Source organism: Microbacterium sp. BWT-B31 (genome assembly GCF_041379855.1).
Lineage (GTDB): Bacteria > Actinomycetota > Actinomycetes > Actinomycetales > Microbacteriaceae > Microbacterium.
This window is the reverse complement of sequence record NZ_JBFECU010000021.1, coordinates 15367-38475: the sequence shown is the minus strand read 5'-3', so window position 1 is coordinate 38475 and position 23109 is coordinate 15367. Positions and strand designations below refer to the sequence as shown.

28 protein-coding genes are annotated in these 23109 nt (G+C 70.7%); all 28 read left to right on the top strand.

Annotated features, from left to right (window positions below; genetic code table 11):
• The first annotated feature begins 28 nt into the window (after window positions 1-28).
• Window positions 29-319 (top strand): hypothetical protein, encoded by a 291-nt coding sequence (locus AB1K54_RS15995; RefSeq protein ID WP_371203756.1) that lies wholly within the window; start codon window positions 29-31, stop codon window positions 317-319.
• A gap of 27 nt (window positions 320-346) precedes the next feature.
• Window positions 347-967: a hypothetical protein gene (locus AB1K54_RS15990; protein ID WP_371203755.1), complete on the top strand. Its 621-nt coding sequence runs from the start codon at window positions 347-349 to the stop codon at window positions 965-967.
• 178 nt (window positions 968-1145) lie between these two features.
• Complete coding sequence (locus AB1K54_RS15985; protein ID WP_371203754.1) at window positions 1146-1481, top strand: hypothetical protein; 336 nt, start codon at window positions 1146-1148, stop codon at window positions 1479-1481.
• A gap of 25 nt (window positions 1482-1506) precedes the next feature.
• Window positions 1507-1818, top strand: coding sequence for a pore-forming ESAT-6 family protein (locus AB1K54_RS15980; protein ID WP_371203753.1), 312 nt, complete (start codon window positions 1507-1509; stop codon window positions 1816-1818).
• Window positions 1819-1838: 20 nt separating this feature from the next.
• Entirely contained in the window at window positions 1839-2183 is a 345-nt protein-coding gene (locus AB1K54_RS15975; protein ID WP_371203752.1) for a DUF6507 family protein, read from the top strand.
• Window positions 2183-2548 carry a hypothetical protein gene (locus AB1K54_RS15970; protein ID WP_371203751.1) on the top strand — a complete coding sequence of 122 codons (366 nt, stop codon included), beginning with the start codon at window positions 2183-2185 and terminating at the stop codon, window positions 2546-2548. The genes AB1K54_RS15975 and AB1K54_RS15970 overlap by 1 nt, the downstream gene beginning before the upstream one ends.
• A complete protein-coding gene (locus AB1K54_RS15965) occupies window positions 2541-3059 on the top strand; it encodes a hypothetical protein (protein WP_371203750.1) in 519 nt (172 codons plus the stop codon). The genes AB1K54_RS15970 and AB1K54_RS15965 overlap by 8 nt, the downstream gene beginning before the upstream one ends.
• A complete protein-coding gene (locus AB1K54_RS15960) occupies window positions 3056-3646 on the top strand; it encodes a hypothetical protein (RefSeq protein WP_371203749.1) in 591 nt (196 codons plus the stop codon). The genes AB1K54_RS15965 and AB1K54_RS15960 overlap by 4 nt, the downstream gene beginning before the upstream one ends.
• The gene (locus AB1K54_RS15955; RefSeq protein ID WP_371203748.1) at window positions 3643-4089 is read left to right on the top strand and encodes a hypothetical protein; all 447 of its coding nucleotides are present in this window, start codon (window positions 3643-3645) and stop codon (window positions 4087-4089) included. The genes AB1K54_RS15960 and AB1K54_RS15955 overlap by 4 nt, the downstream gene beginning before the upstream one ends.
• A 524-nt stretch (window positions 4090-4613) precedes the next feature.
• On the top strand, window positions 4614-4868 hold the full coding sequence (locus tag AB1K54_RS15950; protein ID WP_371203747.1) for a hypothetical protein: 255 nt from the start codon (window positions 4614-4616) through the stop codon (window positions 4866-4868).
• Window positions 4868-5302 (top strand): hypothetical protein, encoded by a 435-nt coding sequence (locus AB1K54_RS15945; protein ID WP_371203746.1) that lies wholly within the window; start codon window positions 4868-4870, stop codon window positions 5300-5302. Before AB1K54_RS15950 ends, AB1K54_RS15945 begins: the two co-directional genes overlap by 1 nt.
• 46 nt (window positions 5303-5348) lie before the next feature.
• Complete coding sequence (locus tag AB1K54_RS15940) at window positions 5349-6176, top strand: hypothetical protein (RefSeq protein WP_371203745.1); 828 nt, start codon at window positions 5349-5351, stop codon at window positions 6174-6176.
• 92 nt (window positions 6177-6268) lie between these two features.
• Complete coding sequence (locus AB1K54_RS15935) at window positions 6269-7045, top strand: FHA domain-containing protein (protein WP_371203744.1); 777 nt, start codon at window positions 6269-6271, stop codon at window positions 7043-7045.
• A complete protein-coding gene (locus AB1K54_RS15930; RefSeq protein WP_371203743.1) occupies window positions 7042-8130 on the top strand; it encodes a DUF6177 family protein in 1089 nt (362 codons plus the stop codon). The genes AB1K54_RS15935 and AB1K54_RS15930 overlap by 4 nt, the downstream gene beginning before the upstream one ends.
• Complete coding sequence (locus AB1K54_RS15925; protein WP_371203742.1) at window positions 8130-8378, top strand: hypothetical protein; 249 nt, start codon at window positions 8130-8132, stop codon at window positions 8376-8378. Before AB1K54_RS15930 ends, AB1K54_RS15925 begins: the two co-directional genes overlap by 1 nt.
• Window positions 8375-9712, top strand: coding sequence for a hypothetical protein (locus AB1K54_RS15920; RefSeq protein WP_371203741.1), 1338 nt, complete (start codon window positions 8375-8377; stop codon window positions 9710-9712). Before AB1K54_RS15925 ends, AB1K54_RS15920 begins: the two co-directional genes overlap by 4 nt.
• Window positions 9709-10491: a hypothetical protein gene (locus tag AB1K54_RS15915; protein WP_371203740.1), complete on the top strand. Its 783-nt coding sequence runs from the start codon at window positions 9709-9711 to the stop codon at window positions 10489-10491. Before AB1K54_RS15920 ends, AB1K54_RS15915 begins: the two co-directional genes overlap by 4 nt.
• Entirely contained in the window at window positions 10488-14585 is a 4098-nt protein-coding gene (gene eccCa, locus AB1K54_RS15910; protein ID WP_371203739.1) for a type VII secretion protein EccCa, read from the top strand. The genes AB1K54_RS15915 and eccCa overlap by 4 nt, the downstream gene beginning before the upstream one ends.
• Window positions 14575-14982, top strand: a complete 408-nt coding sequence (locus AB1K54_RS15905; RefSeq protein WP_371203738.1) for a hypothetical protein — start codon at window positions 14575-14577, stop codon at window positions 14980-14982. The genes eccCa and AB1K54_RS15905 overlap by 11 nt, the downstream gene beginning before the upstream one ends.
• 258 nt (window positions 14983-15240) lie before the next feature.
• Complete coding sequence (locus tag AB1K54_RS15900) at window positions 15241-15576, top strand: hypothetical protein (RefSeq protein ID WP_371203737.1); 336 nt, start codon at window positions 15241-15243, stop codon at window positions 15574-15576.
• Between the two features lie 25 nt (window positions 15577-15601).
• Complete coding sequence (locus AB1K54_RS15895; RefSeq protein ID WP_371203736.1) at window positions 15602-15913, top strand: pore-forming ESAT-6 family protein; 312 nt, start codon at window positions 15602-15604, stop codon at window positions 15911-15913.
• A gap of 15 nt (window positions 15914-15928) precedes the next feature.
• Window positions 15929-16273: a DUF6507 family protein gene (locus AB1K54_RS15890; protein WP_371203735.1), complete on the top strand. Its 345-nt coding sequence runs from the start codon at window positions 15929-15931 to the stop codon at window positions 16271-16273.
• Entirely contained in the window at window positions 16274-19057 is a 2784-nt protein-coding gene (locus AB1K54_RS15885; RefSeq protein ID WP_371203734.1) for a DNA/RNA non-specific endonuclease, read from the top strand.
• Window positions 19058-19069: 12 nt separating this feature from the next.
• Entirely contained in the window at window positions 19070-19510 is a 441-nt protein-coding gene (locus tag AB1K54_RS15880; protein ID WP_371203733.1) for a hypothetical protein, read from the top strand.
• A 115-nt stretch (window positions 19511-19625) separates the two neighbouring features.
• Entirely contained in the window at window positions 19626-20258 is a 633-nt protein-coding gene (locus AB1K54_RS15875; protein ID WP_371203732.1) for a hypothetical protein, read from the top strand.
• Window positions 20258-20692 (top strand): hypothetical protein, encoded by a 435-nt coding sequence (locus AB1K54_RS15870; RefSeq protein WP_371203731.1) that lies wholly within the window; start codon window positions 20258-20260, stop codon window positions 20690-20692. Before AB1K54_RS15875 ends, AB1K54_RS15870 begins: the two co-directional genes overlap by 1 nt.
• Window positions 20693-20705: 13 nt before the next feature.
• Entirely contained in the window at window positions 20706-21260 is a 555-nt protein-coding gene (locus tag AB1K54_RS15865) for a hypothetical protein (RefSeq protein ID WP_371203730.1), read from the top strand.
• Window positions 21151-22989 (top strand): hypothetical protein, encoded by a 1839-nt coding sequence (locus tag AB1K54_RS15860; RefSeq protein ID WP_371203729.1) that lies wholly within the window; start codon window positions 21151-21153, stop codon window positions 22987-22989. The genes AB1K54_RS15865 and AB1K54_RS15860 overlap by 110 nt, the downstream gene beginning before the upstream one ends.
• Window positions 22990-23109: the final 120 nt, after the last annotated feature.

The following is a 23109-nucleotide window of genomic DNA, read 5'->3' as shown; positions in this document are numbered from 1 at the left end:
TGCGTCCCCTGCCCGGACGGATACCGCCATGACGACACCGGACTCGACCCGCACCGCCGATGTGGACGCGCTCGTGCTCACGCGCCGCGCGAGCGCGGGTCAGCACCTGCTCGCCGCGGGCGTCGACGTCGTCGTCCCGGTGGCCCTCGCCGCGGTCGCCTTCGTCGCAGGGGCAGCAGAAATCGGGTGGATGCTGCTCCTCGTCGCGATCGCGCTGGCCGCGGCATCCGTCACCTCGCTCGCCCGCACCGGGCGGTCTGGAATCTCTACGGGTTCCCGCGGCTTCTGGCGAACGAGAACGTCACGAGCATCACGTTGATCGACGCCCATACCGGGAGGCCCCTCCATGTCTACGAGCGCTGATCCGACGGCGGAGCAGGTCTCCTCCGGAGTTGTAGCCTTCACCGGCTGGGGCGAGGCGAAGATGCCGCGCGCTGACACGTCCGCGGTGGCCGCCCTCGCAGCCGCCGCCGGCCTCTCCCCGGAGGCGCTCCTTGAGGAGGTGCTCACGGCGGTGTCAGCATCGGAGACACTCGACACGCATGGCCTCGACCCGCGATCGCTGGGCGCGGGCGACGAGTACAGGAGGCTGTTGCACGCGGCCCGACCGGATCTGGACGACAGCGCGACGGATGCCCTCGCTTCCCGCTGGTTCTACCGGCGACTGTGGGTCGGCGTCGACACCCTGCTCATCGATCCGCCGGCGGTCACGCGATACTTCGCCCTTTTCGCTCCTCGGGGCGGCGAGCGGGTTCCCCAGGCTCTCTTCCGGCGACAGGTCATCGGCGACCGCGTCGTCGATGAGGTGCTCCGCGACACCGACCGCTGGGATGCCGACCGATCAGGTCGGGTCGAACGGGCGATCACCCGCTACCTCGACTCCGACCTCGAGGAGATCTCGCCGTCGCACGCTCAGGAGTTCGAGCAGATGGTGGCCGAGCGCCGCTACCGCCCTTTCCGCACCTGATCCCCGCGGTTCCTCTCGTCGCAGACGGCGACCGGCGTCGCCTCACGCCGCCGTCACGGCGCTTTCTATGGAAACTCTCACAGGGAGTGTCGAAGGTGTGAGTTAGCCTGATCAGGCTTTTGCTTGTTCGGGTGGGTCCGCGGTCACGATCGCGGGCCGGGGAGGGTGCGGAACGATCATGAAGTTCGCGATGGGAGCCGACACGCTGTCGGTGCTGTCCAAGGCCACAAGCGGTTCGAGCGACGATCTTTCGCTGCTCGTCCGGCAGCTGTTCGAGGCGGCTGAGCCGCTCGAGGGCCGTTTCCAGGGTGCGGGGCGTTCCGCTTTCGACCGGTTCAAGGGTCGCACCGATGCGATCTCGGCCGAGTTGAAGGCGTCGCTGGACGGCGTGCTGGCCGGTATCGGGGGTATGAACCGGTCGTTCCTGGAGGGCGAGGCGGCGATGGTCGATCAGACGCAGTCGGCCGAGGCGGGCTCCGCGTTCGATGCCGCCCGGTTCGGTGCCGGCCGCTGACCCGCGAGAGACGAAAGGACGCATCATGGCGAACCAGAGCGACCGTCGCGACTACGACATCGCGGCATCCCAGAACGCGCAGGACAACTTCAACCGCGTCGCCGCGCAGCTCGAGGCGCTGATCGACCAGCATGACCGCGACGTGCAGGCGGCGATGGCCGACTACACCGCCGAGGGCGTGTCGGAGGACTACCGTGCGAAAGAGGTGCGGTGGAAGAACGCGGCGGCCGAGGTGAAGGGGATCATCTCCACGCTGCGGTCGTCCCTCGAACGCAACGACGAGTCGGCGCAGGACGCCCTGCGCAAGGCGCGGTCCGCGGTCGAGTCGATCGGCTGACCCAGGACTGATCCCGGAACATGACGGGGTGGAGTATCGACCCGACCGGGGTCGCCGGAGTGCTCACCGAGGTGAACACGTACGCGACGGCCCTCGGTGAGTCGCTGACCGGTCTGGGCCCGGCGTTGGAGGGGGCGGTGACCGCGGCGCAGTCCGCGGCGATCGCCGAGGCGATCCAGGCGTACTTCGAGCAGGAGGAAGGCCCGCGCATCCAGGGCATGAACGCGCGGATCAGCGCGGCCGCCTCCGGCGCGGTCACCGCGACGCAGGCGTACATCGCAGGCGACCTGGAGATGGCCGCGAACGCGCAGTCGGCAGCCGTCGCCGCGATCTCGCCGCCGCAGCTTCCGCGCGGGATGTTCTGATGCCGTCGCCGATCGACCCCTCCGCGATTCCCGGGCAGGGCCTCGAGCCCGACCTGATCGCGTCCCACGCCCGCACGGTCGGCACGATCGCCGGCTCGGTGCGTGACAACGGCTCGAGCGTGCAGACGTCGTGGCGGGGCATGTCCGGGGTGTACTCGGCCCCCGAGTCTGCGACGTTCCTCGGGCTGATGCATCCGGTGTCGACGCAGGCGACCGCGGCGGGCGACAACCTCGACACGGTCTCGGCCGCGCTGATCGGGTTCGCCGAAGACGTCCGCCCGATCAAAGCGGAAACTGGACCGGCTGCGCGCCCAGGCGCAGGCATTCATCGACACGACGGTCGCGCACGGCGTGCGCGTGCGTGAGCTCAACCCCGTGTGGGTGAGTGCGACGCAGTACTCCGGGTCGTGGAACGCGTACGGCGCGGTCTCTTCGACCGGCACGCCGACGAGCGGCATCCCGCAGTACCGGTACGTCACGAAGGAGTGGCACGAGGATCAGGGCGCGGTCGACCGCAACAACGAGTTGATCGCGGCCGTGGGCGCCCAGCAGGTGCTGCTGTGGGAGGCCGCGCGGGCCTGCGCGAACAAGATCCGCGCCCTTTACGGCGCTGCCGCACTGCGCTCGTACCAGTCCGAGAACGACCCGAACGGGTACGGCCTGGACGAGATCCCCGAGGGTACCGAGATGCCGTGGGGCGCGCCGGTCGAGCGCACCGAGGGGTGCGGCGAGGCGACGTTCAACTTCGTCGTGAAGGACTTCCTGTGGGGCGAGGCCGAGTTCCTGTTCCAGCGCGGCACGTCGTTCGAAGTCGTGAGCAAGTTCCAAGACAGCGCCGGCGTATGGCGAATCCATCTCCGGGAGGTGGACGGATGATCCGGCCCGGAGAGCGCGGACTCGAAGACGACGTCCTCTGGTCCGGCCTGAACGAGCACGTGCGCGAGACACTCGGATTCGCGGGCGTCTCCAAGATGCTCGGCGCCCGCGACGACGAGACTGCCAAGGAGAGATGGCTAGGACGCGTGCGCGGAGAGCTCGATGCACTCGGGCGGCTTGTGCCGCTGACGCCCCATGGGCATGCCCGCGTCGCCGTGGGCGACGGCGTCGCGGTGCAGTTCGGCATCCACGAGGCGATCGTCGTGGTCGAGGGCAAGGCTCACGTCCGGACGATGATCGCGTTCCATCCCGCGGCCGTCGTCTTGGCTGCCGTCGGACACGCTCGCTGGGGGTCGCGGTGGGATGAGGCCCTTGCCGAGCGTGTCGTGGCGCGCACGGTCGTGCGCCGCGACGATCCCGGTACCGATGCGGAGCTGTTTCCCTGGGTCGGACAGAAGCCGGGGTCTCCCGGACCGTGGATCGCGGCCGTGTCCGCCGACGAGGCGCAGGCTGCGGCGCGCGCAGAGGATCTCGGCATCGTCGGGGTCACCTCTGTCTTCCACACGTTCGAGGAGCACCATCCGTGAGCGATCCGACGTCCGCGTTCGTCACAGCGGTCTCACGCCTGCCGACGTTTGTCGGCCTCGCATGGCGCGCTGCGGGGTTCGAGTTGGCGGCACCCTTCACCTCCGGCGTGCCACTGGCTGCGAGCCGCGACCTCCGTGTCGCCACCGAGAACTTCCGGGCGACAGGCGCCCACCTGTTCCTCTGCACCTCCGCACGCGATATCTCCATGTTGTCCGCGCACCCCGCGGACCAGGAGATCGTGCTGCTCCCCGATGCCCGACTGGTGCCTGTGACGTCATTTCGCGAAGTCGGGGGCCTTCGTATCCAGGTCGTGCTCGAGCAGCCCGCATCCGGCACCGCACTCCCACACGTGCCGGACGATGCGGCTATCGGGGAACTGGTGCGGAGCGCTCGCGCGACCGCTCCCGCCGAGATCCATCAGCCCGGTCGCTATGGTGCGTGATCCGCGCGGCAGGTCGCTCACACCCGCCGGCCATCGACCTGGAGGTGCTCGGATGACGACTTTCGGACTCACGGCGGCCGGCGAGACCAGGCTCCGACTCGTGGATCCCCGGACCGTGGGCGTCCGGATCCGACCTCACCGCCTCGCCTGGACTCGACGCGTCCCCTGCCGGACGGAACACTCATGACGACACCGGACTCGACCCGCTCCGCCGACGTGGACGCGCTCGTGCTCACGCGCCCGCGCGAGCGCGGGTCAGCACCTCGCCGCGGCGGGCATCGACGTCGTCGTCCCGGTCGCCCTCGCCGCGGTCGCCGTGATCGCGCTGGCGGCGGCATCCGTCACCTCGCTCGCCTGCACCCGGGCGCTCGCTCGGCGCTCTCGCGGCCGGCACCCGCACCGTCGACCGCTCCACGGGCGTCGCGGCCGGGGCATCCGTCGTTCCCGCACTCTTCGCGGGCCGCCTGCGCACCCTCGACCTGCACCGAGGACGCGATCCGTTCGCGCCTGCGCTGGCGCCGCTCGTGTTCCCGGATGCCGCGCCCGCCCCGGTCGCAACGGTCACCGCCACGCGCCTTCGCGCGCCCGTCGTCGAGCTCGACTCGGGGCAGCGGATCCAGGTCGAGGGGGTGCTCGTGATCGGCCGCGATCCGCAGACGCCCGCGGACCTGCCCGCGCACCTGTACCGGTGGCCGGACCTGTCGCGCACGCTGTCGAAGTCGCACGCCCGCCTCGAAGCCGTGCTGCGCGGTCAGGAGTGGATCCCCCAGGGCAGCTGATGACAGAGTTCGTGACACCCGCCCGGTTCTACGAGTACCGGGGCGAGAAGCTGCTGTTCCGCTCGGGGGGCGGCACGTACCAGCGCGTCACCGTGAGCGGCGAGCTCACGCTCGCCCGCTTTCCCGAAGCGCTCGAGTTCAGCACCGATCCCGCCGACCCGTGGGTGATGCTTCCCACGAGCGCATTCGACGCGGCCTACGAGCGCGAGGTCTCGGGCCGTTGGCACGACGTGCCGGTCTCGGTCGGATCGACCATCAGGTCGGGACTGCATCGTGGCCTGGTTCAGATCTTCTACGAAGGCAACCGCCCCGACGAGGCCGTCGCCGCCGGCCTGCGCGGCAATCAGAACGACGGCTGGTACGCGGAAGTCGACCCGTCCGAGATCGACGACATTAGCGTGACCGAGACCATGTACCCGATGGTGGGCGGATGATGTGCCTCGCCCGAGGCTCCCCGATGACGCCGGCGAAGGCTCGCCGGTGAGCCGAGTCGTCCTTCAGAAGCTGCTGCAGCCGGGCATGGCCGGGCTGGTGCGGGAGCGCGGGTACGACCAGCTGGGCGGGTACGTGGTGGATGCATCCGCCGCGGTCGCGCTGAACACGCCCGAAGCGCTGCGTGCCGCGTACGGCATCGCCGACGACGCAAGTCCGTCGGTCGACGTGGTGCGATTCGCCATGCCTCGCTGCGCGACGTTGAGTGCGCCGTCCGGCGCCGAGCGCCCGTGGCCGTCGTTTCCAGGTGGCTTCCTGCATCCGGTCGACGAGTCTGTCGTCCCGGTCTGGACGCTGTCCACGACCAGGTACACGCCCGGCGCGGAGGTCTGGCGCGTCCACGCCGACACCCGGCAGGAGTTCGTCGCCGTCTACCACGGTGCCGCGCGCGGCTGGTCCGGCGCGCGCGAATGGCGCCCCGCGTCGCGGTACTTCGGCACCCGCGCAGTCTGGAACGGCACCGAGTACGCCGCAGACGTCGACGAAGACACGGTGGAGCTCACGTCGTTCGCCGCGCCCGAGGGCGACGGCTGGACGCAGCATCGCCCGGCGACGTGGAGCCGCACCGTGTCGCTCGCGGAGTGCGAGGTGCTCGAACTGGTCTTCACGGCGCTGTACCAGGGCGTGCCGGTCCGGGTGCTGCGGGTCGCCGACGCGAACGTGCACCTGCAGGTCGTCGGCGATGACCCCGACGTCGCGAGCCGACTGGGCGCGACCATGATCGACTTCGGCGTGTTCGAGGTCGGCGGTGTGCCCGGGGCTCTGCTCACCGAGAACCGGCTGGTGGCGAACCAGCTCTCGCCGGGCCCGCAGTAGCCGGATGCCGCGGCATCCGCTCTTCACACGCTTGAGGCCGCCCGCGGCGGCCCGCCTAGACTCGTAGGGTCCTCACCCCGGACGGAACCTTCATGACGACACCGGACTCGACCCGCCCCGCCGACGTGGATGCGCTCGTGCTCACCCGCCGCGCGAGCGTCGGCCAGCGCCTCGCCGCCGCGGGTGTCGACATCCTCGTTCCGGCCGCCCTGATCGCGATCGCCGCGGTCGCGTTCGTCGCGGCGGCGGCAGGCATCGGGTGGATGCTGCTCCTCGCCGCCATCGCGCTGGCGGCGGCATCCGTCACCCGGCTCGCCCGCACCGGGCGCACACTCGGCCGGCGCGCCGCGGGCACGCGCACCGTCGACCGCTCCACGGGCGTCGCGGCCGGGGCATCCGTCGTTCCCGCACTCTTCGCGGGCCGCCTGCGCACCTTCGACCTGAACCGGGGGCGGGATCCGTTCGCGCCTGCGCTGGCGCCGCTGGTGTTCCCGGATGCCGCACCCGCCCCGGTCGCAACGGTCACCGCCACGCGCCTTCGCGCGCCCGTCGTCGAGCTCGACTCGGGGCAGCGGATCCAGGTCGAGGGGGTGCTCGTGATCGGCCGCGACCCGCAGGCACCGGCGGACATCCCCGCGCACCTGTACCGGTGGCCGGACCTGTCGCGCACGCTGTCGAAGTCGCACGCCCGCCTCGAATGGGACGGCCGCGTGCTGTGGGCGACGGACCTCGGCTCGACGAACGGCACGTTTCTGCGGTCGGCGGGTGCGGCGCCACAGCCGCTGCTGCCGTTCCAGCCGACCCCGCTGCCGGCCAAGGCGACGCTCGAACTCGGCGACCGCGTCCTCACCGTGAGCACGGCCGCATGACCGACACGACGATCGAGCATCCGTTGCGGGACGCAGGCGGCCCCGGCTGGGCGGCGACCGAGACGCGCGCCGAGGTCGTCGCGCTCGCCGTCGGGATGAGCGACTTCCTGCATCGCGCCGCGACGGCGGGGCTTCGTCCCGTGGTCGTCACGGGCGAGCACTCCCGCATGACGCAGCCGCTCAGCGACGCGCTGGCCGCCGTACGCGGAGCGTGGGTGGTGCGCACTGAGGGCGACGGCCTGTACGACGTGCGCACCGGCGTGCGGGTCGCGGCGGCCCAGGACGCCCTCGCACTGCGCCCGGGCGCCGTGGCGGCACACGGCCCGCACCCCTCCTTCCTACGGGGCGCGATCCTGTCGCGCATGCAGGTGGTCGCGACGGTGTCGACGCGGCACCGCGTGACCCGCCCGGTGCGACTGGGCGGGGTCGCGGAGGCGGCGTCCGAGGTGTTCGCGGGGTCGGCGCCGACCGCGTGGGGGCCGACCGAGCCGCTCGTGGCCCCGTGGGATCGCGACGACATCACCGAGCGCACGCGCCGACGGATGCCGGACGACACGCGCTTCGCCGCGGTGACGGCGGCCGAGCATCCGCTCATCGGCACTGTGCAGGTCGCCCGCACGGCCGAGGGGCTCGAAGAGACCACGCGCGTGTGGGCCGACGTCGCAGGCCCCGGCGAGGCGCGCGGAGCCGCGATCGCCGCCGAGGCCCGCGGATTCCTGTCGCGTGCGGCAGGGGTCGGGATGCCACTGCTCGGCGTGGCCTTCGCCGCGCTGGGCTCCCCCGACCTCGCCCGCCGCTGCACCGTCGTCTCACCGCCCGAGCCGCTGGCCCTCCTGATAGGCCCACCGGGCGTGCGCGCGCTCGGGCTGGAGCCGAAGCGCTGGGCAGACGAGCTCGGTGCCGCCCTGGTCGGCAGTCCTCGGCTTCCGGGGGTGCTCGTGCCCCTCGGCGAGACAGCGGGCGGCGGCTGGCAGCGGCTCGCCGACGTGCTCGGGGCGCTCGACACCGGACGCGTGGCCGAGCTGCTGGCCATCGCACCCGAGGTGTCGGCGCAGCTGCGCGCGCCGCAGGAAGAGGGGCCCTGATGCCCGATCAGCGCGATACCGTCCTCATCGAGCAGGCGAAGATCCAGCGCATGCGCCTCGGCTCCGCCCTGCTCTACGGGCGCATCGACGAGCGCCGCACCGTCAACGACCACGTGCGCCGGGCGATGGCATCCGTCATCGTCGCCGCCATCGCGTGCGCGGCGTGCGTCGGCGTCTCGTTCGTCGGCCAGCTGCTGTCCGACCGGGCAACCGCATCCGTCGCCGTCACCCCCACGGAGGCCCCGTGAGCATCTACACCCGCCTGACCGTCGCCGGCGCCTCGCGCCGCGCCGAGGTCGTGGTCGCCAGCGCCGAGCCGCTCGGCGCAGCGGTTCCGCGCCTGCTCGACCTGCTCGGCGAGACCGGAGGCACGGTCGCCCGCCCCCTCACGCTGGTCGGCTCCGACGGCGAGCAGGTCGACATCGCGCGTTCGCCGCAGCAGCTCGACCTCGCCGACGGCACCCTGCTGCGCCTCGTGCGACTGGATGCCGCGCCCCCGCCGCCGGTTGTGATCGACGTGACCGATGCCGCCGCCGACGTGCACGACGCGCGCACCGACCTGTGGGGCGACCGCTCCCGCACGATCGCCGGCTCCACCGGCATCGCGCTCGCCTTCGCCGCGGCGGGCCTGCTCGCCCCGTGGGGCGACCCACAGGCCGCGCTGTGGGCGCTGACGGCGTCGCTGCTCGTGCTGCTGGCGGTCGCCGCAGGCGTGGGCCTGGCGGGTCTTGCGCGGGTGTCCGGATGCCTCGCCGCAGCCGGCGCCGGTCTCGCGGCGCCGCTCGCGGTCGCCGCGGTCACGGCATCGGCGGCGGGGCCCGGCGGGGCGCTGCTGGGGGCCGCGGTCCTCATCGCGTCGGCGTCGCTCGTGGTCGCGGTCGGGCTCGGCCTCGCTCGACGCCGGCCCGGGGCGGCCGCGGGCGGAGCGCTGGGCCTCGTGCTCGCGGCGATCCTCATCGCCCTTCTGCTGTTCGACGTGCCGCCGGTCGCGGCCGCGGCGATCGCCGGCACTCTGGCCGCGTTCGCGACCGGTCCGCTCCCCTGGATCGCCCTGTCGGCGGCAGGGCTCACCGGCCTCGACCAGCGCGTCGCCGAGGGCGCGAGCGTCACGCGGACGCTCGCGCGGGTGTCGATCGACGACGCGTACGCCGCTCTCACGTGGAGCGTCGCCGCTGTCTCGGCCGTCCTCGGCGTGACCGGCGTGGCGCTCGCGCTCGAGCACGAGCTGTGGAGCGGGCTCCTCGCGCTCGCATTCGCGCTGATCGCCGCCCTGCGCACGCGGGCGTTCCCGCTGCGCGCGCAGGGCTGGGCCCTGTGGGCCGCAGTCGCCGCGATCGCCCTCGCTGCGCTCATCGCAGACCTCAGCGGCGCGAACGGATGGATCGGTGCCGCGGCGGGCGTGGCATCCGCAGTGCTCGTCGCGATCGCGGTGCTCGTGCGCCCCCGCCCGCACACGCGCGCACGGCTGCGTGGGTTCGGCAACGCGCTCGAGACCGTCGCGGTTGTCGCGCTCATCCCACTCGTCCTCGGGGTGTTCGGCGTCTACGCGGAGCTGCTCGGCATGTTCGGCGCAGGCTCATGAGCCTCGACCTGCGTGAGCTTCCCGGCGCCCTGTTCGGCAGCGGTGCGGCGCTGCGGCACACCCTGACGACGTGGGATGCCGGCATCCGCGGCGCCGTCCCCACCGCGCGGCGCATCGGATTCGTCTCGCTCACGCCGGGCGTGGGGGTGAGCACGCTCGCCGCAGCGGTCGTGCGCGCGATCGCGGCGCGGCGGAGCGAGCCGCTCCTCGCCGTGGACGTCTCGACCGGCGCGCTCGGGCTCGGCGACCGGCTCGGTTTCTCACCGACCGCCCCGAACGACGACCGCTGGGCGGCGCGCACGACCGCCGACGCCACCGCGGGCCTGGCGCCCGGTGATGGATTCCTCGGCCTGCGCCCGGCCGCATCGTCGGGCACCGTCGCGACCTGGCTCGACGAGGCGGCGCCGATCACCCGGTTCTTCGACGTGTCGATCACCGACTTCGGGGCGCGGCATCCGCTCATCGACCTGGCCGAATGCGCGGCGCTGTGCGACACCGTGTGCGTTGTGAGCGACGCGCGGCGCTCCCCCGCCGAACTCGCGCGTGCCGTCGTCCCGGCGATCGAGGGACTGCCCGAGGCGCCCACGGCGCTACTCGCCCTCGTGGACCACACCCGCGCCGGCGACGCCGTGGCACGCGCCTTTGCCGCGGACGGCCGCGTGGTCGGCATCCCGTTCGATCGCGGGCTGCGCGCCGGCCGCGGCCCCCACCGGCCCGCCGCGCGCCGCGCCGTGCTGCAGCTGGCGTCCGCGCTCGTCTCGGGCGAGGTGGTCGCGTGACCGCCCGCGTCGTCCATCGCCCCGCTCGGGTCACGGCCCCCACCGACCCGCCCGCCGAGGTCGTGCTCGCACCGCCCCCGCCGCTCGGCGAGAACGCGGGCGGGTTTCCCCTGCAGTCCCTGCTGCCGATCGTCGGAAGCCTGTCGTCGGTCACGATGATCGTGCTGCTGCGCAACAACCCCCTGATGGTCGTGGTCGGCGCGGTGATCCTGGTGGTCGCCCTCGTCGGCGGTGTCACGATGATGTTCACCGCGCGCGGCAACGCCGTCCGCCAGCGCCGCGTGCAGCGCGAGCGCTACCTCGACTACCTCGAGCAGACCCGGGCGAGCGTGCGTGAGGACGCCGACGCGCACCGCGACGCCGTCATCGCCCTGAACCCCGATCCGGCGTCGCTGGTCGAGATCGGGGCGAACCCGGCACGGCGCTGGGAGCGCCGGCCCGGCGACGCGGACTTCCTGCGCGTGCGCCTGGGCGCCGGCGACCTGCGCGCCATCGAGGTGCGCCTGCCCCCGGAGCAGAACCCGGTGCAGCCCTTCGACCCCGTGATGAAGGGCGCAGCTGAACGGCTCGTGCGGCTCGCGGGCGTCGCGCAGGGCGTGCCGGCGGTCGTCGACCTCGAACGCGGCGGCCAGGTGTCGCTCGTCGGGGACCGCCACGACACGCTCGCGGCAGCCCGCGCGCTCGCCGCGCAGCTGGCGGCGCTGCACTCCCCCGACGACCTGCACCTCGCGGCGGTGGTGCCGCCGGCGCACCTCGACGCGTGGGCGGGCTTCGACCTGCTGCCGCACGTCTCGCAGCCCGCACTCGCGCCGGGGGCGGCGGCGGCCCGCCGCCTCGCTCCGACGCTCGATGACCTGCTCGCCCTGATCGGGGGCGAGCTGCGCGACCGCGTCGCGTCAGCGGCGGCATCGCGCCGTTCGGGCCGGCGCACCAAACCTGGGCGGCTCGTTCTCTTCATCGACGAGGGCACTGATGCCGCCACCTCCCTGCCGCGTCTGGACAGCGCCCTCGACCTCGCCGACCTCGGGATCACCGTCGTCCACCTCGTCGACGACCGGCTCAAAGAGCCCTCGGCGGTGTCGGCCCGCATCACCTTCGCCGACGGGCTCGCGATGATCGAGACGCCGGGAACCGGCGAGGACGCCGTGCGCGGCATCCGCCCCGACGACGTCGGCACCGTTCTGCTCGAGGTCATCGCGCGGCCCTTGGCGGGGCTTCGCCTCACGCGCACCTCGGCGGTCGACGCGGGCACCTCGCTCGCACCCGACGTGACGGAGCTCCTCGGCATCACAGGCATCGACGACCTCGACCCGCACGCGGCGTGGCGGCCGAGGTCGGCGGGCGACTTCCTGCGGGTGCCGATCGGCGTCGACGACCGCGGAGCGCCGGTGCTGCTCGACCTCAAGGAGTCGGCGCAGCTCGGCATGGGGCCCCACGGCATCTGCATCGGCGCGACCGGCTCGGGCAAGAGCGAGCTGCTGCGCACGCTCATCCTCGGGCTCGCCCTCACCCACGCGCCCGACGACCTCAGCATGATCCTCGTGGACTACAAGGGCGGGGCGGCGTTCGCGCCGTTCGCGCGGCTGCCGCACGTCGCGGGCATCATCGACAACCTCGCCGACGACCCGCAGCTCACCGAACGGGCGCGCGAGTCGATCCAGGGTGAAGTCGTCAGGCGCCAGCGCCTCTTGAAGGACGCGGGGAACGCGGCATCCATCGGCCACTACCGGCAGCTGCGCCAGGGCCGCCCCGACCTTCCCGCCCTCCCGCACCTGTTCCTCGTGATCGACGAGTTCGGCGAGCTGCTCACCGCCGAACCCGACTTCGTCGAACTGCTGCTCACGATCGGCCGCATCGGCCGGTCGATCGGCGTGCACCTGCTGCTGTCGAGCCAGCGCATCGAGGGCGGGCGTCTGCGGGGCCTCGACACCTACCTGTCGTACCGGATCGGCCTGCGCACGTTCTCGGAGTCCGAGTCGGCGGTCGTCCTCGACACGCCCGACGCGTTCCACCTGCCCGCGATCCCCGGCTTCGGCTACCTCAAGGTCGACACGTCGGTGTACACACGCTTCCGCGCCGGGTACGTGTCGGGTCCGGTCCCCGAGCGGGTCGACGACGGGCAGACGGATGCCGGCGCCCCGCCGATCCTCGAGCTGCCCGCGTACGACCTGCCCGAGCCGGCCGCGGACGCGACCGCCGACGAGCCTGCCGAGCCGGAGGCGCCGACGACCGGCCGCACCCTGGTGCAGGCGGCCACCGAGCGCCTGTCGCACGGCGTGGCCCGCACGACCCCCGTCTGGCTGCCGCCCCTGCCGCCGGTGCTCACCCTCGGCGGGGTGCTCCCGAGCTCCGAGGGCGAGGGCGGCGGGCTTCGCGTGCCGATCGGGCTGCTCGACGACCCGACCCGCCAGCGCCAGTCGCCGTGGCTGCTCGACCTCACTCGCTCGGGCGGGCACGTGTCGATCGTCGGCGCGCCGCAGTCGGGCCGCTCGACGTTCCTGCGCACGCTCGCCGCCGGTCTGGCGTTCACGCACTCGCCGCGCGAGGTGAGCGTGTACGGCATGGACCTCACCGGAGGCGGCCTCGGCCGCATCGAGCCGTTCCCGCACGTGGGCGGGGTCGCCACCCGCGGCCACCGCGAGCGACTCACGCGCCTGCTCGAAGAGCTCACCGCGATGCTGGCCGTGCGCGAGCGCGTGTTCCGCGACCAAGGACTCGACTCCCTCGCCGACATGCGCCGCCAGCACCGCGACGGGCGCCTGCCCGAGCTGCCGAGCGCCGATGTCGTGCTGCTCGTCGACGGGCTCGGGGCGCTGCGCACCGACTTCGAGGACCTCGAAGGCCCGCTCACACAGCTGCTCGAGCGGGGCGGCAGCTTCGGCATGCATGTCGTCGTCACCCTGTCGCGCTGGAGCGAGCTGCGCATGAATCTGCAGGGCCTCATCGGCACGCGCCTCGAGCTGAAGCTCAACGACCCCGCCGACTCGCAGATCGCCCGCAAGCTGTCGGCGTCGCTGCGCGCGGACGAGCCGGGGCGCGTCCTCACCGACGAGAAACTGTTCGCCCAGATCGCGCTGCCGCTGCTGGCCGAGGTCGACGACGGCGACATCGGCGAGGCGCTCGAACGCAGCGCGCGAGAGACGGCCGCCCGCTGGGGTGGGCCCGGCGCGGCGCCCATCCGGCTGCTGCCCGAGGACCTCTCGCCGCACGACCTCCCCGACGCGCTCGACGAGCCCGACGAGATCCCGATCGGCCTCCGCCAGGACACCATGCAACCGGTCGCGCTCGACCTCGCCAGCCGCGACCCGCATCTGCTCGTGCTCGGCGACAGCCGATGCGGCAAGACGACGGTGCTGCGCGGCGTCGTCCAGGGCGCGATCGACCGGCACTCCAGCGAAGAGCTCGTGATCGGCCTCATGGACGCCCGCGGGGATCTCGCCGGCGAGATCCCCGACGACTACCTCGGTGGGCACGCCACCAGCGGCAGGCAGGCGCGGCTGCTGGCCGAGTCGATCGCGACCGAGCTCGAGAAGCGGCAGTCGTCGAGGGATGCCTCGGGCCCCCGCATCCTCGTGATCGCCGACGACTTCGACATTCTGGCCGCCGGCGGCACCGAGCCGCTGCGACCCCTCCTGCCCTACCTCGCGTCGGCGCGCGACCTGCGGCTCAACGTCGTCGTCTCCCGGCCGGTCGCCGGCGCGTCCCGTGCGATGTTCGACGTCGCCCTGCAGGGCGTGCGCGACACCGGCGGGACGGCGGTCATCATGTCGGGCGACCGCGCCGAGGGGCAGCTGCTGCCCAAGCTCTACGCCGAGCCGATGATCGCGGGCCGCGGTCGCCTCGCGCGGCGCGGAGACCGGCCTACGCTCGTGCAGATCGCGCACTTCGCGCCGGCACCGGCGACCGACGTCGAGAGTCCGGCTACCGCGGCGCCCGACAGAGCGACACCGGTTACGAGTTCGAACCCGACTCCCGCCGCGCCGGACGCCGCGACGCCCACCGCCACCACGGGCGAAGTCGCGGCATCCGCACCCGTGTCCGCGCCCGCCGCTCCACCTCCGTCTCGACGAGCGGGGAGGCGGGATGCCTCGTAGCAGTGTGCTTCTCACGCCGACGCCGATCGATGCCAACACCGTCGCCACCGCGGCCGGCGTCGTGTGGGCGCGCGGTGACGGGCTCGATCCCGATCGCGATGCGTTCACACTGCGCCCGCTCGACGATGGTGCGGTGCTGCAGGTGCTGGCAACCGGCACGGTCGTGCTCTCGGTGCTGAGGCCGCGTCTGCTCCCCACCGCGGCGGAGGTCGCGCGCCTGCTGCCGAGCGCGAACGCCGACCCGGCGATGGCGAAGTGGTGGACCGACGCGTACACACCGTGGCACCCGGGCGGTGCGATCGGCGTCGCAATCCTCGACGCGATGGTCGCGACAACCGGCGGCGGTGTCGTGCACCAGGGCCTTGCCCGCCCGGTCGACCCGCGCCGCACGGAGTGAGCGGCGCCGTCCTTCGAAAGCTCCTGCACGCGGGAAGGTCGCTGGTCTGTTCGGTCGTGTGCGGGTGCGGTCTCGGATTGAGCTGTGCGTTTCGAGGTGGCATGCGCCCATCCCCGGCGTGCTGACGCGCGCACACGTGCCCGATGTCCCCCGTTCGGAGACATCGGGCATGGCACGAGATGGGCCAGCCTGTCTCAAAGATTGGTGTTCGCGGTTCGATCGGCGGTTTTGTCGACTCGACAGTTAAGGGACGTGGGGATGAAGTTCGCGATGGGTGCGGACACGCTGGGCGTGTTGAGCAAGGCGACCAGTGGGTCCAGTGACGAGTTGTCGCTGCTGGTGCGGCAGCTGCTGGAAGCTGCCGAGCCGTTGCAGGGCCGGTTCCAGGGGGCCGGGCGCGCCGCGTTCGACCGTTTCAAGAACCGCACCGACGTGATCTCGGGCGAGCTGAAGGCGGCGCTGGACGGCGTGCTGACGGGCATCGGCGGCATGAACCGCTCATTCCTGGAAGGCGAGTCGGCGATGGTCGACTCCACATCGAGCCTCGAGGCCGGTTCGTCATTCGACGCGGCCCGGTTCGGCTCCGGCCGCTGACCGGCGACAGACGAGAGGACGCATCATGGCGAACCAGGCCGACCGTCGCGACTACGACATCGCGGCATCCCAGAACGCGCAGGACAACTTCAACCGCGTCGCCGCGCAGCTCGAAGCACTCATCGACCAGCATGACCGCGACGTGCAGGCCGCGATGGCCGACTACGCCGCCGACGGCGTGTCGGAGGACTACCGCGCCAAGGAGCTGCGGTGGAAGAACGCCGCCGGCGAAGTCCGCGGCATCATCCAGACGCTGCGCGCATCGCTCGAGCGCAACGACGAGTCCGCGCAAGACGCGCTGCGCAAGGCGCGCGCCGCTGTCGAATCGATCGGCTAGCACCCCACCATATCGATGACGTCCTGGAGTATTCAGCCGTCGGGGGTCGTGGCCGTCCTCACCGACGTGAACACGTACGCCGTCGCGCTGGGTGAAGCGCTGAACGGGTTGAGCCCCGCACTGGAGGGGGCGGTCGTGGCGACCCAGTCCGCGGCGATCTCCGACGCGGTGCAGGCGTACTTCACGCAGAAGGAAGGCCCCCGCATCCAGGGGATGAATACCCGCATCGGTGCGGCGGCGTCCGGTGTCGTCAAGGCCACCGAGGCGTATGTGGCCGGGGATCTGGAGATGGCGGCGAATGCGCAGTCTGCGTCGGTGGCCACGGTGTACCCGCCCGACCTGCCCCCGGGGGTGATGTGAGTGCCGTCCGCGATCGATCCGGCATCCATCCCAGGCAAGGACCTCGACCCCGACGCCATCGAGACGAACGCGTCGACGGTCGCCACGCTCGCGGCCGAGGTGCGTAGCAACGGCTCGAACGTGCACCTGAAGTGGCAGGGCATGGCGGGGGTGTACTCGGCTCCCGAATCGGGCACGCTGCTGGGGCTGATGCAGCCGGTCTCGTCGCAGGCCACGCAGGCCGGCGACAACCTCGAGACGGTCTCGGCAGCACTGAAGCAGTTCGCCGCCGACGTACGGCCGATCAAGGCCGAACTCGACGCGCTGCGCACCCAGGCGCAGACGTTCGTGGACACCACCGTCGCGAACGGGGTGCGCGTGCGGGAGCTGAACCCCTCGTGGACCGCCCTGAACGGCAGCGGCTACGGCTACGGCACCTCCGGCGCGTCGTACTCGGGCTCGTGGAACGCGTACGGCGCGACGAGCGGCACGCCGAGCACCGGCAGTGACGTTCCGCAGTACCGCTACGTCACGAAGGAGTGGCACGAAGACCAGGACGCGGTCGACCGCAACACGGACCTCATCGCCCAGGTGAACGCGCAGCAGGTCGCGCTGTGGGAGGCTGAGCGCACCTGCGCGAACAAGATCCGCGCGCTGTACGGCGCTACCGCGCTGCACTCCTACCAGTCCGAGGATGACCGCAACGGGTACGGGCTCGACGAGATCCCCGAGGGCACCGAGATGCCGTGGGGCGCGCCCATGGAACGCACCGAGGGGTGCGGCGAGGCGACCGCGAAGTTCGTGTTCAAGGACCTGATCTGGGAGGGCATCGCCGTCGGCGGGGTGTGGGGCACGGTCCAGGGCGTGGGCACGCTCGTGTTCGGCTACAACCCCGAGACCGGCGAGTGGTTCTCGGGTGACGCGTACGGGGCCGCGTGGGGCGGGCTGGGCATGCTCGCCGTCGGGCTGGCCACGTTGGGTCCGATCACGGTTGCGGACAACATCATGGAGACCGTCACCGGCGGTGAGGGATTCATCAGCGGACCGGCGGGTGACTTCCTGGACTCCGCGGAAGACGCCCTGCTGAACACCGGCAAAGCACTCATCGCGTGGGACAAATGGGCAGATGACCCCGGCACCGCCCTCGGCGAGTCCGTGTTCAACGTCGCCACCATTCTCATCCCCGCCGGAGCGGCCATCACCGGTGTCAAGACCGCGAGCACCGCGGCATCCGTGCTCTCCAAGATGGCCCGCGTGGTCGACCTCGTCGACCCGGGCGCATGGGCCGTCAACGGCGCCCTCCGACTCGCCTCCACCGGCCTCGGCTCGCTCGACCACCTCATCGGTAGCCTCGACGTAGCCGGAAAGCTCGACCCACCACACATCGAGGTGTACGCAGCGACCGACGCCGCCCACGCCATGGACCTCCTCGACGACGCCGGCATCGACCTGAACACCGTCACCGCCCGCGTCGACAACGGCATCCCCGTCCTCGAAGCCCCCGGCATCCGCATCGAGACCCCCGCCGGCTCGTTCGACGCCGCCATCCACGGCGGAAGCGGGACAGATGCCGCCACCCACGCGCCCGTCCGCGAATCCGAACTGGTCGCCGCCGGCGGCGTCCGCGCCGAGACCGGCCCCGGCCCGGGGAACTCCACCGTCGACGAGGCTCCGGCGCGCACCGAGACCGGCGGTTCGAGCGAGACCACCGTCGTACGCGAACCCGAGACGACCGCCACCGGCGACAGCGGCTCATCGCACGGCGGAACGGGATCGGACGGTTCGGACGCCGAGAGCTCGCACTCCGCCGGCGACGGCGCGTCGGGTGCCGACGGCTCCGCGGTCGACGACGTTCCCGCCTCGGGTGGCGACGGCGCCGCCGGCATCGGTGGTGATGGAGACGGCGCCGCGCCCGGTGCCGCCGACGAACCGGGTGATGTCGCCTGGCGCAGCTCGGAACAGGCCGACCTCACGCTGGCCCACGCCGAGAACAGCAACTGGGTCGAGCCCGGCACCGGCCGGATCATCGAAGTCCAGTTCCACACCGACGCCAGGCCAGAACGCGTCCACGTCGGCGAACCCGACGCACCGACCGTCCCGCACGACACGACGCCCCCGGTCAGTGACCACGACAACGTGGACACAGACCCGCATGAGACCAGCAACCCGGGACACGGCGGCGACGGGGGCGATGGGACTGGTGCGCCTGACGGACACGACAGCGACGGCGGGACGTCTGACGGTTCGCCACACCGCGGTGACGCCCGCCACGGTGGGGACGGCGATGGTTCGGACGGGTCGATTCACGATGCTTCTGACGTCGCGAACGCGCCTATTATGCGAAACGGCGAGCAGTTCAATCCTGACGGAACACTCAAGCCCAATGTGCGGTATCAAGCGGGCGAACACGAGTACATCTACACGACTGACGAGCACGGGTGCATTTCGAGTTTCCATGCCGATAGTTTGCAGCTAAAAGTGCACGATGGCAGACTCAACCATGATCCGAACACCCCGGGCAAACTCGAAGCCGACCATGCTGGACATTTGGCTGGGGATCTCTTCGGTGGATCAAAGTACATAGACAACTTGGTTTCCCAGCTGCGCGGAGTCAATCTCAGCACCTACCGCAAGATCGAGATTGAGTGGTTCAAGGCACTGGATCCCGATCGTCCGGGCGGCCCGCTAGATGTTTCTGTTGACGTCTATGTCAAGACGGACTCAAGCACTGGGCGTCCCATCGAATTTGAGGTAGAATATACCATAGATGGTCTTTTCAAAAGCAAGACAATACCCAATGAGTAGGGATGTCAATCGGTGAACAGTGGCAGTTTTGAGCACGATCTTGCCGACGTGCAAAGCGAGATGATTGCGGCTGCTCTCGAATATGTGGACGGTCGCGCCAGTGATGTTTATGTCTACTGCACTACCGAAGGCGGGGTTTTTCAGTACGATCCTTTCTTCGTGGTAGACGGCAAGGTTGCTGAACGTCACAAGATCGCGGGGATTGACACATCGATTCCGCGTCAGCGTGCACTTGTGAAGTACGGAAATCAGCAACTCCTTAGGTTGAAAGATGCTGCGAAGAAGTATGATCGACCTTTGCCGACTCAAATTAAGCTTCACTATGTGGTTGCCGACGGCTCTCTAGACGCGTCTTACGAGTATGAAATGCAGTATACGAATCATTCCTCGTTGACCGCAGCGGATATCGTTCAAGAGTGGCAGTCTGAGATATCTGACAGTCTCGTCGATTGAATCGGCTTGAGAAGGCTCTCGCCTATTGATGTCACGATTTCCCGGGCTCGGTCGGGTCTTCTCTCCATGAGTTCGGGTGGGGAGGCTTTCTGACCTGACTCGTAAGAGCCACGGAGTGACGCGGGCGCAGTTCATCGACCTGATCAACAAGCCGATCAGGTCGCTGTCGGCGGGTGAGCGTCTTCTCATCAACGACGTGCGCGACGCGCTCACCGCCCAGATCACCCCCGACACCGTGTTCCAGAAGGTGATGGACCAGCCGCACTTCGAGGTCGGACCCGACGGCAGCGTGACGCTGGTCTTCGGCCAGGCCGAGAATATGGTGCTCCGCGACCTCCGTGAGATCAGCGGGTCCGTGTCGGTGGTCGAGGACACGGCTCACCTCGCGACGCCGCGGGACTTCTTCGGCGCCCTGCGCTTGGACTATCCCGGCACGAACTTCTCCTCCGGAGACGGCTCGGCCTTCGTGCTGCGATTCCAAGCCGACAACCTCGATCTCGGCAACGGGACGAACACGGTCGACTCGCAGTTGCACAGCTCGATGGGCGGCGACGGCACGATCGACGACTACAGCCCTCCCTTCACCGGGAACGGGTTCCTGGCGGCCCCGGACGATATCATTCCGGAGTATCGCGCGGACGAGGTCCAGATGCGCGATGGGGCCGAGGTGTGGGAAGTGCTCGATGATGGGACGCAGCGGCTGTACGCGGTGCTGCGCGATGAGGTGTGGATCCGCCAGGGAAGCTGATGACAGAGTTCATGACCACCGCCCGGTTTTTCGAGTACCGGGGCCAGAAGCTGCTGTACCGCTCCGGCGGCGGCACCTACAAGCGCGTCACCGTGAGCGGCGAGCTCACGCTGGCACGCTTTCCCGAGGCGCTTGAGTTCAGCGCCGATCCGGCCGATCCGTGGGTGATGCTTCCCACGAGCGCGTTCGACGCGGCGTACCAGCGCGAGGTGCGCGGCCAGTGGCATGGCGTGCCGGTCTCGGTCGGCGAGATGATCAGGTCGGGACCGCGTCGCGGCCTGGTTCAGATCTTCTACAAGGGCAACTGTCCCGATGAGGCCGTCGCCGCGGGACTGCGCGGCAATCAGAGAGATGGCTGGTATGCGGATGTCCAGCCGTCCGAGATCGAGGACATCAGCGTGACCGAGACCATGTTCCCGATGATTGGCGGATGACGATGCTCGACCTGTGCGGACGGATGACGACGGCGGGGGCGCGCCGGTGAGCGGGGTCGTCCTTCAGAAGCTGCTGCCGCCCGGAATGTCCGGGCTGGTGCGAGAACGCGGATACGACCAGCTCGGCGGGTACGTGGTGGAGGCAGCCGCCGCAGCCGCGCTGAGCACGCCCGGCGCGCTGCGCGCGGCTTACGGCATCGCCGACGACGCGAGCCCCTGGATCGATGTGGTGCGATTCGCGATGCCGCGTTGCGCGACGTTGGCGGCCCCGACCGGCGCCGAGCGCCCGTGGCCGTCGTTTGCGGCGGGCTTCCTGCGTCCGGTGAACGAGACGATCGTCCCGGTCTGGACGCTGTCAACGACCCGGTACCCGCCCGGCGCGGAGGTCTGGCGTGTCCACGCCGACGCCCCGCAGGAGTTCCTCGCGGTCTACCGCGGTGCCGCGCGCGGATGGTCCAGTGCCCGCGAATGGCGCCCCGCGTCACGGCTACGGCACCTCCGGCGCGTCGTACTCGGGCTCGTGGAACGCGTACGGCGCGACGAGCGGCACGCCGAGCACCGGCAGTGACGTTCCGCAGTACCGCTACGTCACGAAGGAGTGGCACGAAGACCAGGACGCGATCGACCGCAACACGGACCTCATCGCCCAGGTGAACGCGCAGCAGGTCGCGCTGTGGGAGGCTGAGCGCACCTGCGCGAACAAGATCCGCGCGCTGTACGGCGCTACCGCGCTGCACTCCTACCAGTCCGAGGATGACCGCAACGGGTACGGGCTCGACGAGATCCCCGAGGGCACCGAGATGCCGTGGGGCGCGCCCATGGAACGCACCGAGGGGTGCGGCGAGGCGACCGCGAAGTTCGTGTTCAAGGACCTGATCTGGGAGGGCATCGCCGTCGGCGGGGTGTGGGGCACGGTCCAGGGCGTGGGCACGCTCGTGTTCGGCTACAACCCCGAGACCGGCGACTGGTTCTCGGGTGACGCGTACGGGGCCGCGTGGAGCAACCTCGGCCTGCTCGCCGCGTCCGGCGTCATGAACTCCCCCGTGCTCGGCCCGATCCTGTGGGCCGACCAGGCCATGGAGACGTCCGGCGGCGGGTTCCTCCCCGACGGTGTGCGCGACTTCAAGGCGCAGGCCGACGAGGCCGCCCTCAACACTGGTAGGGCCCTCATCGCGTGGGACAAGTGGCAGGACGACCCCGGCGCCGCGCTCGGCGAATCCGTGTTCAACGTCGGCACGCTCCTGATCCCGGTCGGTGGCGCGGCCGTCGCCGGGGTGAAGACGGCCGGCACCGCGGCATCCGTGCTCTCCAAGATGGCCCGCGTGGTCGACCTCGTCGACCCGGGCGCATGGGCCGTCAACGGCTCCCTCCGGCTCGCCTCCACCGGGCTCGGCTCGCTCGACAACCTGATCAATGGTCTGGGCAAGTCGTTCGACTTCGACCTCCCGAATATCGACGTGTATGCCGCGACCGATGTCGGTCATGGCATGAACCTGATCGACGAGTTCGGCATCGACCCCGCCGATGTCACCGCCCGCGTCGACGCGGCCGGCAACGACGTGTTCGACTTCCCCGGCGGCCGGATCGAGATGCCCGCAGGTACCTTCGACACGGCAGTACACCGCTGCACGACGGATGCTGCGGTGCATGTGCCTGCACGCGAACCCGAGCTCGTCACCGCGGGTGGTGCCCGCGCCGAGACCGGCACCGGTGTCGTCAACTCCGTTGTTGACGACGCGCCCGTGCACCACGAGACCGGTGGCGCGGGCGAGTCCACGATCGTCCGCGAGACCAACCCCGATGCTGGTGGTAATGACGGGCCGAGCGACCCACCGACCGAAACTGGGGGATCGGCAGGCGGGCTTCGGGACGGCCCTGGAGGTATGTCGAAGAACAGCGACGGAGGCGATGTTGGTTCCCCGGCCGCCGCCGTGCTTCAGGGCAAGGCCGTCGACGTCAACAGCCAGTCGTTGTGGCTTCCTCGCGGCATCGAGCTCGAGGGCACCGATGTCGTGCGGTATGACCAGGGGTCCGCGGGTCGAGCATCCCTGTCGATGAATATCTCCAGCTGCGGGAAGAGTCGCTCCATAACCCGCATTCGAACACGCTCGTGCTCGGGCGTTGGACGAACGATGACAGTTCCTACCTTGCTGTCGCGAAACGCTCCGACGCGATGTACTTCGACATGGGCGGCGACTGGGATGCGGCGAAGACGCGGTATGACCTCTCGCCCGTCGACGACATGTCCGAGCTCTTCAACCGCCCCGCGCTCGACGACGCGATCGCGCGGGATCTGAATATCACCTTCAGTCATGACCCGCGTGCGGCGGACAACACTGGTACCTTCCTGCATCGGGAGAAGGTCTACTTGGAGGACCACGGCTACATGATCGAGCCTGACGGATTTGGAGGCTGGC